Below are 10,629 nucleotides of genomic sequence, written 5' to 3'. Positions count from 1 at the left end.
CCCTATGAGAGGCTGGCGCCCATGCCGTCCTCGGTCCAACAACCGAGTACCGTGCACGTGGCGACACTCCAACCGTCTCCCTGGTGAAATTAGCGCTGTGGAACCACCCGATCCCATCCCGAACTCGGAAGTGAAACGCAGCTGCGCCGATGGTAGTGTGGCTCAAGCCATGCGAGAGTAGGTCATCGCCAGGGGCTTTACCCCAAATCCCCGTCCCAAAAGGACGGGGATTTTTTATTGCGTGAGAAAAATCCCTCGCACGCGAGCGCCGCGCGGCCAACGGCTCTACAGGGCTCTCTCTGCAGCGAGCCAAACGCCGCTCAACACGGCAGCAGATCTTCTTCGCTGGCCGTGCCGCACTGTGTGCATGTGCATGTGCATGTGGACGAGGCGCTGCGAGACGGCGTGGATCGCGACTGCAGAGCACATGCACTCCAAATCTGCGCATACCTCGCACCCGCGTCACGCCGGGCACCGCGCACGATGCTGCGAGCCGAAGGCGCGGCCTTGCAGCGGCCTCAGGCTCCCCGCGATCCAGCTGTTAAGCAGCTCCAGGCCATTACGTCAGGCGGCCTCTGGCATGCGGCCGCGCTAACCAATTACAGCGTGCGGATGGACCGCGTTATAGCGATCGACTGGTGACCATGGGAAGAATCAGCGGTGCACCAAGGCAGCAAAACGCGCAATTTCCGGAGCGCTTGCGACTGGAACTGCGCTCGGGTGCGTTGCACTCACACCCTGCCTTCTGTCGCGCTTCTCATTGATCGCCGCTTCATCCGCAGGGTCCGCTTTGCCGATGAAGTCCCGCCGTCTGCACGTCATCAGTGAAGTGCATCTACGTTCAGCTGAGTACGTGCGCCAGTCCACAACTGAGGGCGTCTAAAGCGGGTTTTGAACTCGCGCATCGCACCGTTCCATATGACGATGCGTGCCTTTCATGCCATGGCGCTTAGACTTTTTACGATTCCGGCGAACGCGTGCGCAGCATCTTCTGCCCGCCTCGCGCATCGCCCTTCGGCCCCTTTCACCCACCACGAGGCCTTCCCCATGAGCCAAGCCAATGGATACGCCGCCAAGGCATCCGATCAGCCGCTGACCCCCTTCACCTTCGAACGCCGCGCACTCGGCGCGCACGATGTCAGCATCGAGATCCTCTACTGTGGCGTCTGCCACTCCGATCTGCACACCGCGCGTAACGAGTGGCACAACACCCAGTACCCGTCGGTGCCGGGCCATGAAATCGTCGGTCGCGTCACCGCGGTGGGCGACCAGGTCGGCGCCTTCAAGGTCGGCGATCTGGCCGGCGTCGGTTGCATGGTCGACAGCTGCCGGCATTGCGCCTCCTGCGCCGATGGCGAGGAGCAGTACTGCGAGAACGGTTTTGTCGGTACCTACAACGGTCCGATGTTCGGCGGCGAGAACACCTATGGCGGCTACTCCGATCACATCGTGGTCGACGAGAAGTACGCGTTGCACATCCGCCATGATGCCAAGCAACTCGCCGCGGTGGCGCCGTTGCTGTGCGCCGGCATCACCACCTATTCGCCGCTGAACCATTGGAAAGTCGGCCCGGGCAAGAAGGTCGGCATCGTCGGCCTGGGCGGCCTCGGACACATGGGCGTGAAGATCGCCCACGCCATGGGCGCGCACGTGGTGCTGTTCACCACGTCGGCCGGCAAGCGCGAGGATGCGTTGCGCCTGGGCGCCAACGAGGTGGTGGTGTCGAAGAATCCCGACGAGATGGCGGCGCACGCCAACAGCTTCGATTTCATCCTCAACACCGTCGCGGCGCCGCACGATCTGGATGCGTTCCTGACCCTGCTCAAGCGCGACGGCACCATGACCCTGGTCGGCGCGCCGGCCGAGCCGCATCCGTCGCCGGCGGTGTTCAATCTGATCCTGAAGCGGCGCCAGTTGGCCGGTTCGCTGATCGGCGGCATCCGCGAGACGCAGGAGATGCTGGACTTCTGCGCCAAGCACAACATCGTGTCCGACATCGAGACGATCGAGATGGCGCAGATCAACGAGGCCTACGAGCGCATGCTCAAGGGCGACGTGAAGTACCGCTTCGTCATCGACATGGCCAGCCTGGGGCAGGCCAAGCAAGCGGCCTGAGGCGGTTGTCCGCGGTAGCGGTCGGCTACCGCGGGCACATCACGTGTCATGGCGCGGCCATGGAAGCCCGGGCAATAGCATGCCCGGGCTTTTTTATTGGGAGCGTGCCGCTGAGATCGTGGTGTGCCGCAAGGGCAATGGAACCGTCGCCGCCAGGCGACAGATCTCGGCATCCTAGGGACGCAGTCACAGGGCGCCGCATGATTGAGGCGGCCGATACGCAGAGCGGTGCATGGACGCAGAGAGGGCCATGCGCTTTAGGGGGCGATGCTCCGTGTCGGCCGCGAATGCGGGTTGTCGCGGTCGAAGAAAACCGCAAAGAACGCCAATCAGAATCGCTACGCTACCGACAGACACACCGACAGACCGACAGCCTACGATTTCGCGTTGCACATCGATGGGGCCGCGGACATCCAAGCGACCGGTGCGCTATCCGCCGTTGTAGGAGCGGCTTCAGCCGCGACGGGAGTGACCGGCTAAGCCCGTCGCGGCTGAAGCCGCTCCTACGGTTGTGTCTCGTATTGCTGCTCAAGGCGCCACGCAGTCGTTCCTGCAACGGCGCACACCGTAGCGCGCTGTCGGAGTGATTTTGATCGCAGCCGGACAGCGACAATCGAAATGCAATGTCGTCGTGTCCCATACGCCGCACGCCTGATGGCCTGCACACACGACAACGGCGCCGAAGCGCCGCTGCCATGGAAGCGAAAGATGTGCAGCCGACTACTTGGCGTTGGCAGGCGCCGTTGCCGGCAGCGACGTCGGCCTGCCCATCATCTTGTCGCGCGCGGCCTTGAACGGGTTGTCCGGGTACCAGTTCGGCCAGCTGTCGCCGGCCGCCAGTTCCTTGCCGACGCCATACACCGCCTGCAGGTCGTCCATCACGCCGTCGAGTTTCCAGGTTGCCGGGTCGTACTCGTCGGCCGGCGAGTGGTAGCGCTTGGCGTATTCCGCCGCGGCACGGCGTCCGGCCTCGATGCCACCGTCGATCAGGTCCTCACCGCCGTCGATGTACAGCGCCGGCACGCCGGCCTTGGCGAAGTTGAAGTGATCGGAACGGAAGTAGAACCCGCTCTGCGGCGCGTCTTCGGCATGCAGCACGCGGCCTTGTGCGGCAGCGATGGGCTTGAGCAGGTCTTCCAGTTGGGAACTGCCGAACCCGTTGACCACCAGGTCCTTGGCACGCCCGGCCACCGGCATCGCATCCAGGTTGATGACGCCGGCGATCTTGTTCAATGGGAATGTCGGATGCGCCACGTAATACTTGGAACCGAGCAGCCCCGACTCCTCCAGCGTCACCGCCAGGAACACCACCGAGCGTTCGGGCTTGGGTTGCTGGTGCGCGAACGCCTCGGCAATTTCCAGGATGCCGGCCACGCCGGTGGCGTTGTCGACCGCGCCGTTGTAGATGTTGTCGCCCGGTTCGCCATCGTGCTTGCCCAGGTGATCCCAGTGCGCCATGTACAGCACCGCTTCGTCGGCGCGGCTGCCGCCGGGCAGCACGCCGACCACGTTGCGCGAGGTCTTCTCGGCAATCGTGCTCTTCAGGTCCACCGAGAGTTTGGCCTTCAGCGGAATCGGCTTGAAGCCGCGCTTGCTGGCGTCTTTGTACGCCTGCGCCAGATCCAGGCCGGCGTCGGCGAACAGCTTCTTGGCGGCGTCGGCGGTGATCCAGCCTTGCACCGGGATGCGCGGCTCCGGATCGTCCTTCGCCGGCAGGTCGTACTGTGCGCCGGACCAGGAATTCTTGACCACGTCCCAGCCGTAGCTGGCGCCGGGCGTGTCGTGCACGATCAACGCGGCAGCGGCGCCCTTGCGTGCGGCTTCCTCGAACTTGTAGGTCCAGCGCCCGTAGTAGGTCATGCGCTTGCCTTCGAACAGGCTGCCTTCGCCGGTGTGGAAGCCGGGGTCGTTGACGAACATCACCACGGTCTTGCCCTTCCAGTCCTGGCCGGCGTAGTCGTTCCACTTCTGCTCCGGCGCGTCCACGCCGTAGCCGACGAAGACCATGTCGCTGCCATCGAGCTTGACCTCGGGCTGGCCGGTGCGTGTGCCCACCACCATGTCGGTGCCGAAGGCGAGCTGCCGCGCTGCGCCGTCGTGGGCAATGGTGAGCGTGGTGCTGGGTGCCGCCGTGGTCTCGGTCATCGCCACGTCCTGGAACCAACTGTCGCCGTTGCCCGGTTGCAGACCGATGCGTTGCATCTGGTCGCGGATGTAGGCGACCGTCTTGTCTTCGCCAGCTGTGCCGGGACCGCGGCCTTCGAAGGCGTCGGAGGACAGCGTCTTGACCAGTTCGGCGAAGTCCGCCGGCGCGATCCCGGTGGAAAACGCATGCGCGGGCGCCGGAGCGGGGGCGGGCGCAGCGGCTTGCGGCGCGGCGTCGGCGGCCGGGGCAGGCGCTTCGCGTTTGCACGCGGTCAGCGCCGCCGCCGCGGCCAGGCACAGCATGAGCTTGCGGGTCATGAGGGCTCCTGTTGGCGAGGGAACCCTGGATTCTATAGGCAAGCCGCATGCGCCCGGACGGGCGCGGCGACGCGGCACGGCTCAGTTGTTCGGCGCGGTGTCGCCGTCGAAGGGCAGCGCGGTGGCGCCAGTGATCGGGCCGGTCTTGGCGCTGCGGTGCACGTATAGGGTGACTTCGCGCTCGAAGCGCAGCGGGCCGTCGATCACCGCACGCGGGCCGACGATGACCCGCGGCTTGCGCGTGGGCTTGAACGACATGCTGAAGCTGGGCTTGTTGATCGAGATGCCGCCGCCGACATGCGAGTCGTGGCCGACGGTGATGTCGCCGTTCACCGTTTCGATGCCGTGGTCCAGTTGCGTGGCGACCAGGCCGATGCTGCCGTTGACGCTCTCGATGCCGCCGCTGACGCGGCCGCCGCGGTCGACGAAGATGCCGCCGTTGACGGTTTCGATGGAACCGGCGACCTGCGCGCGCTCGGCGAGGGTGATGCCGCCGTTGACCGTGGACAGACCCTTGGTCTGCGCGCCGTCGGCGACCTTGACGCTGCCGTTGACCGTTTCCACGCTGCCCACCTGGGCGCCCGACTGCACGGTAATGCTGCCGTTCACGGTTTCCAGGTCGCCGTACTGCTTGCCAGCGTCGGCGGTGATGCTGCCGTTGACCTTGCTGATGCCTTCGTCCGCGAACGCCGGGCCGGCCGCCAGGGCCAGTGTCAGCACAACCGCCAGATGCATGCGTTTCATCCCTCACCTCCCGGGCGCCGGCGCTGCGGCAGCAATCAATCGTGGGGCGATCACAACACGCTTCGCTACAATCCACACCTGCCTGAAGTCACTGGACCCCCTCTTGCCCGTAGCCGCTCCTGTCCCGTTGCGTTCCGCCGCGCCCCGCGCGGTCGAGCGGCGTGCGCCCGGGCGCTGGCGCGGGCTGTTGCGCAGCCTGCTGGCGGCGGTGTGCTTGCTGACCGCAGGATTGGCCGTGGCGCAGAACCCGCGCGAGGCCGAGAAGCGCCTGGAGAAAGTGCGCGGCGAGCTGAAGAGCGTGGCCGAGGAACGGCGGCAACTGGAAGGCAAGCGCGGCGATGCCGCACGCCAGTTGCGCGATGCCGACGAAAAGGTCGCCGCCACCGGCCGCAGCCTGGCGCAGACGCAACAGGCGCTGCAGCGGCACCAGCAGACGCTGGCCGAACTCGAGCGCAAGCGCGATGGCCTGCGCAGCGGCTTGACCCGCCAGCGCGCCGAACTGGCGCAACTGCTGCGTGCGGCCTATGCCATCGGCGGCAATGCGCCGCTGAAGCTGCTGCTGGCGCAGGACCGCGTGGCCGACGCCAACCGCCTGCTGGCCTATCACCGCTATCTGCAGCGCGAGCGCGCGCAGCGCATCGCCACGCTGACCCACGAGTTGCAGGCGCTGGAGCAGGTGCAGCGCGAGGTCGTCGAACAGAAGCAGCAACTGAGCGAGGCCCAGCGCCGCCAGCAGGAACAGGCCCAGGCGCTGCAGCGCGACCGCAAGCAACGCGCCAGCGTGGTCTCGGAACTGGACCAGCGCTACCAGGACCGCAGCGAACGCGAGAAGGCGCTGGGCCAGGATGCCAAGGCACTGGAAACCCTGCTCGCCAATCTGCGCGCCGCCGCGGCCCGTGCCGAAGCCGAGCGTCGTGCCGCGGCCAAGCGCGAAGCGGCCGAACAGGCGGCGCAGGCCAAGGCCGCGGCGAAGTCCGGGCGTGGCGGCGGCAAGGTGCCGCCCAAGGTGGTCGCCTCGGCGCCGCCGCTGAAGGTCGGCGGCCTGGGCTGGCCGCTGTCGGGCGATCTGATCGCGCGCTACGGCGGCAGGCTGCCCGATGGGCGCACCAGCAGCGGCGTGTTGATCGCCGCGCCCGCCGGCAGCACCGTCACCGCCGTCGCCGATGGCACGGTGGTGTTCTCCGACTGGATGACCGGCTACGGCATGATCCTGATCGTGGACCACGGCAACGGCTACATGAGCCTGTACGCGCACAACGACACCTTGTTGCGCGACGCCGGCGCCAAGGTCAAGCGCGGCGATGCGGTGGCCAAGGTCGGCAATTCCGGCGGCCAGGGCCGCCCGGCGCTGTACTTCGAATTGCGCCGCAATGGCCAGCCGGTGGATCCGTCGTCGTGGCTGCAGCGCCGCTGAGCGGCGCCGGCTGCGCGCGTTCAACGCGAATTTAGCTCGGCTTCGCGCATAATCCGAGCAATCGCGCCGTGCACGGTGCGGGCCTTCCCCAATCGGAGTGCTTCATGCGCGTAGTCCTGTCCGCAGCCCTGTTGCTCGCTCTGGCGCCGCTGCCGTCGATGGCGCAACGCGCCGAGGCGCAGACGCCCACGGCCCCGGCGGCCAGCGCCGACGATCCCGATTCCACCGAATCGGCCAGTGCCAAGGTGCCGCTGGACGAGATCCGCCGCTACGTCGCGGTCTACAACGCGGTGAAGGAAGCCTACGTCGATCCGGTCGACGACAAGAAGCTGATGCAGTCCGCGATCCGTGGCCTGCTGCTGGACCTGGATCCGCACAGCACCTATTTCAGCAAGGAAGACGCCGAAGCGTTCGACGAGCAGACCAGCGGTGCCTACGACGGCATCGGCGTGGAGCTGCTGCAGCTGCCGGACAACACGCTCAAGGTGGTGTCGCCGATCGACGACACGCCCGCCGCGCGCGCCGGCCTGCGTTCGGGCGACATCATCATCGCCATCGACGGCAAGCCGATCAGCGCGGTCAAGGCGATGGAGCCGCTGCGCGGCGAGTCGGGCAGCAAGGTCGTGCTGACCATCGCCCGCGACAAGGTGGCCAAGCCGTTCGACGTGACCCTGACCCGGCAGACCATCCGCGTGGCCAGCGTGCGCAGCCGCATGCTCGAACCCGGCTACGGCTACATCCGCATCAGCACCTTCCAGGCCGACACCGGCGCCGATTTCCACAAGCAACTGCAGCAGTTGCAGGCGCAGGCCGGCGGCAAGCTGCGCGGGCTGGTGCTGGACCTGCGCAGCAACCCGGGCGGCCTGCTGACCGCGGCGGTGCAGGTGGCCGACGACGTGCTCGACAAGGGCACCATCGTCAGTACCCGCGGGCGTATCTCGGTCAGCGATTCCAAGTTCGACGCCACTCCAGGCGACCTGCTCAACGGTGCGCCGATGGTGGTGCTGGTGGATGCCGGTTCGGCCAGCGCCTCGGAAGTGCTGGCCGGCGCGCTGCGCGACAACAAGCGCGCGCGCATCATCGGCAGCCGCACCTTCGGCAAGGGCTCGGTGCAGACCGTGCTGCCGCTGGACAACGGCGACTCGGTCAAGCTGACCACGGCGCGGTACTACACCCCCAGCGGCAAGTCGATCCAGGCCAGCGGCATCGTGCCCGACGTGGTGCTGCGCCCGGAGGCCAGCGCGGAGGATGCCGACAAGCCGGCGGCGATCGCCGACTACAGCGAAGCGACCCTGCCGGGCCACCTGCATGGCGACGACGAGGGCGAAGAAGGCTACCGCGCCGGTGATGTGCTGCCGGGCGATGGTCCGATCGCGCAGGCGCTGGCCGAACTGAAGCAGCCCGGCGCCGTGGCGCGGGCGGCTGCGGCGGCACCGGCCGGCAAGGGCAAGGCCAAGCCGGCGCACAAGCCGGCGGGCGCGGCGCCGAAGGCAGCCCCGGCGAAGCCGCCGGCGGCGGAACCGGCCAAGTCCGAACCTGCAAAGACCGAGTCCGACAAGACCGAGCCTGCGCCGGCCTCCAGCCCCTGAGCCGGCCGCGGCCGCCCCACCGCCATCGCGCGGGGCGTTGGCGGCCAGCGGCTCAGTCGGCGGCGCTGAGGACGTCGGGATTGGCCAGGCGTTGCGGCGTGCCGGCGGCGAAGGCCAGCACGTTGTCGAAGGCCGCGCCGAAATACAGGTCGTAGCTGCTCTGTTCGACGTAACCCAGGTGCGGCGTCGCCAGCACCCGCGGATGCCGCAGCAGCGGATGCTGCGGATCCAGCACCGGCTCCTGCTCGAACACGTCCAGTGCCGCCTGCCCGGGACGGCCGGCGTCCAGCGCGGCCAGCAGCGCGCCGGGGGCGAGCAGTTCGGCGCGGCTGGTGTTGACCAGTAGCGCATCGGGTTTCATCCGCAGCAGGTCGTCCAGTCCGATCTCGTGGCGGGTGGCCGCGGCCAGGCGGCGATGCAGCGTCAGCACGTCGCTCTCGGCGAACAGCGCCTCGCGGCTGGCGGCGACCGCGAAGCCGTCGGCGCGCGCCTGCGCACAACTGTCCTCGCCGCCCCACACCTGCACGCGCATGCCGAAGGCACGGCCGTAGGCGGCGACGCGTCGACCGATCTTGCCGTAGCTCCAGATGCCCAGGGTCAGGCCGTCCAGGCTGCGACCCAACTGCGCATCGCCGGTGGCCTGCCAGTGCCCGGCCAGCAGTGCATCGCGGTAGGTCGGCAAGCGTCGGCTGGCCGCCATCAGCAGCGCCCAGGTCAGTTCCGCCGGCGCCACCGGCGAGCCGATGCCTTCGGCCACGGCCACGCCGCGCGCGGTGCAGGCGGCCAGGTCGATGTGTTCGCCGATCCGTCCGGTCTGGCTGATCAGGCGCAGCTTCGGCAACTGCGCCAGCAGCGCGGCATCGATGCGGGTGCGCTCGCGGATCAGCACCAGCGCCTCGGCCTCGGCGGCGTGGCGGACCAGGGTCTGCCGGTCGGGCGCCAGCGCGGTCAGCACCTGCACGCTGTGCGCGTGCAGCCGCGCGAAGCAGGGCAGGTGGCGCACCGCATCCTGATAGTCGTCGGCGATCAGGATGCGCATCGACTCAGCGGGGCTTGCCGGGCATCGGGAACGGCGTGACCACCTTCTCGCCGGTGGCCGCATCGCGGATCGTCGATTGGCCCTTCTTCTCCACTTCCTCGATGCGCACGATGCTCTGCATCGGCAGGTGCAGCGTCTTGGTGTCGCCGAACTCCTCGCGCAGGCGCTCCTCGGTGGGATCGATCACCAGCCCGTCGTGCACGTCGAACACCAGCGTGCCGATCTCGGTGAAGCCCCACAGGTGGCTGCTGCCGACGTGCTGGCAGTACAGCTCGTAGACCTTGCCGTGGTTGAGGAAGGTCACTTTGTACAGGTGCTTGAACATGCGCGCAGTATAAGGCGGCCGTCGCCACACGCGGCTCAGAAGCCCTTGCGCTTGCGCAGCCGTCGCGCGATCGCCGCGCGCACGTACAGCCCGTAGACCATGCCGAAGGCGAAGCCGGCCAAGTGCGCCGACCACGCCACCATGCCGAACGCCGGGCCGATGTAGGCGAATACCACCTGCAGCGCCGCCCAGGTGCCGATCAGCAGTGAGGCCGGGGCGCGCACGAATTCCAGGAACAGCCCCAGCGGTAGCACCACGCCGAGCTTGGCCCGCGGGAACAGCGCTAGATACGTGCCGATCAGCGCCGAGACCGCGCCGCTGGCGCCGATGATGACCCGGTCCGGGGTACCAACCGCGAACACCGCGGCCAGGTTGGAGATCGCCCCGCCGCCCAGGAACAGCAGCAGGAACCGCCACGGCCCCAGCACGCGCTCGGCGGGCAGACCGAAAATCAGCAGGAACACCAGGTTGCCGAGCAGGTGCGACCAATCGGCGTGCAGGAACAGCGCGGTGAACAGGCGCAGCACGCTGCCGTCCTGCACCGTCGCCAGCCAGTCGCGCGGGCTGCCGACCCCGGCCGAGAGCGCCCCCCAGTCCAGCCACAGGGTCGCGCGCGCCTCGTCGGGGCGGCTGATCGACCACAGGAACGCCAGCCACATCGCCGCGAACAGCAGCGGGGTGGCCCAGCGCAGCGTGGTGCGTTCGCGGGAAGGGATGGAGACGAACATGCGAGAGAAAGAGGGACCGGAAACCGCCAGGGACGCCACGATAACGGCTTCATCCGGCTGAACGCACGCCCACTCCACACGAAGCTGAACGCATCATGTCGTTATTGTTTAGTTAACGGTGCGGGGTATACTCGCATACGGCGTCGTATGTCGGGAGGGGACTCCGGCGCGCATTCCTGGGCCTGCTCGGCCCGGGCCTGCGCAGGCGCGAA

General features: G+C 67.9%; 8 protein-coding genes and 1 rRNA gene. 4 read left to right on the top strand and 5 right to left on the bottom strand.

All coding sequences use genetic code 11. The features are described from left to right. The first annotated feature begins 79 nt into the window (after positions 1-79). Both rrf and FHR66_RS20410 read left to right on the top strand, forming a co-directional pair. Positions 80-194, top strand: a 5S ribosomal RNA gene (gene rrf, locus FHR66_RS20415). Between the two features lie 853 nt (positions 195-1,047). Continuing rightward, positions 1,048-2,115: an NAD(P)-dependent alcohol dehydrogenase gene (locus tag FHR66_RS20410; protein WP_160968836.1), complete on the top strand. Its 1,068-nt coding sequence runs from the start codon at positions 1,048-1,050 to the stop codon at positions 2,113-2,115. 720 nt (positions 2,116-2,835) lie between these two features. On the opposite strand, the gene FHR66_RS20405 is transcribed toward FHR66_RS20410, so the two are convergent. Together FHR66_RS20405 and FHR66_RS20400 are read right to left on the bottom strand one after the other, a co-directional pair. Further along, positions 2,836-4,578 (bottom strand): M28 family metallopeptidase, encoded by a 1,743-nt coding sequence (locus tag FHR66_RS20405; RefSeq protein WP_160968834.1) that lies wholly within the window; start codon positions 4,576-4,578, stop codon positions 2,836-2,838. An 81-nt stretch (positions 4,579-4,659) separates the two neighbouring features. After that, positions 4,660-5,322, bottom strand: a complete 663-nt coding sequence (locus FHR66_RS20400; protein ID WP_160968832.1) for a hypothetical protein — start codon at positions 5,320-5,322, stop codon at positions 4,660-4,662. Between the two features lie 127 nt (positions 5,323-5,449). On the opposite strand from FHR66_RS20400, the gene FHR66_RS20395 reads away from it, so the two are divergent. Beyond that, on the top strand, positions 5,450-6,736 hold the full coding sequence (locus FHR66_RS20395; protein WP_167088065.1) for a peptidoglycan DD-metalloendopeptidase family protein: 1,287 nt from the start codon (positions 5,450-5,452) through the stop codon (positions 6,734-6,736). A 104-nt stretch (positions 6,737-6,840) separates the two neighbouring features. Then, complete coding sequence (locus FHR66_RS20390; RefSeq protein WP_160968830.1) at positions 6,841-8,325, top strand: S41 family peptidase; 1,485 nt, start codon at positions 6,841-6,843, stop codon at positions 8,323-8,325. Between the two features lie 52 nt (positions 8,326-8,377). Here the strand turns inward: FHR66_RS20390 and FHR66_RS20385 are convergent, their stop codons facing one another. The 3 genes from FHR66_RS20385 to FHR66_RS20375 are packed head-to-tail and all read right to left on the bottom strand — an operon-like array spanning position 8,378 to position 10,417. Beyond that, positions 8,378-9,364 (bottom strand): D-2-hydroxyacid dehydrogenase family protein, encoded by a 987-nt coding sequence (locus tag FHR66_RS20385; protein WP_160968828.1) that lies wholly within the window; start codon positions 9,362-9,364, stop codon positions 8,378-8,380. A 4-nt stretch (positions 9,365-9,368) separates the two neighbouring features. Beyond that, positions 9,369-9,689: a DUF1820 family protein gene (locus FHR66_RS20380; protein WP_017908048.1), complete on the bottom strand. Its 321-nt coding sequence runs from the start codon at positions 9,687-9,689 to the stop codon at positions 9,369-9,371. A gap of 35 nt (positions 9,690-9,724) precedes the next feature. Next, on the bottom strand, positions 9,725-10,417 hold the full coding sequence (locus tag FHR66_RS20375) for a rhomboid family intramembrane serine protease (RefSeq protein WP_017908049.1): 693 nt from the start codon (positions 10,415-10,417) through the stop codon (positions 9,725-9,727). Positions 10,418-10,629 lie beyond the last annotated feature (212 nt).

This window comes from Xanthomonas sp. F4, assembly GCF_011761895.1.
Note: the sequence above shows the minus strand (reverse complement) of the source record. Positions and strands in the feature narration are given on the sequence as shown.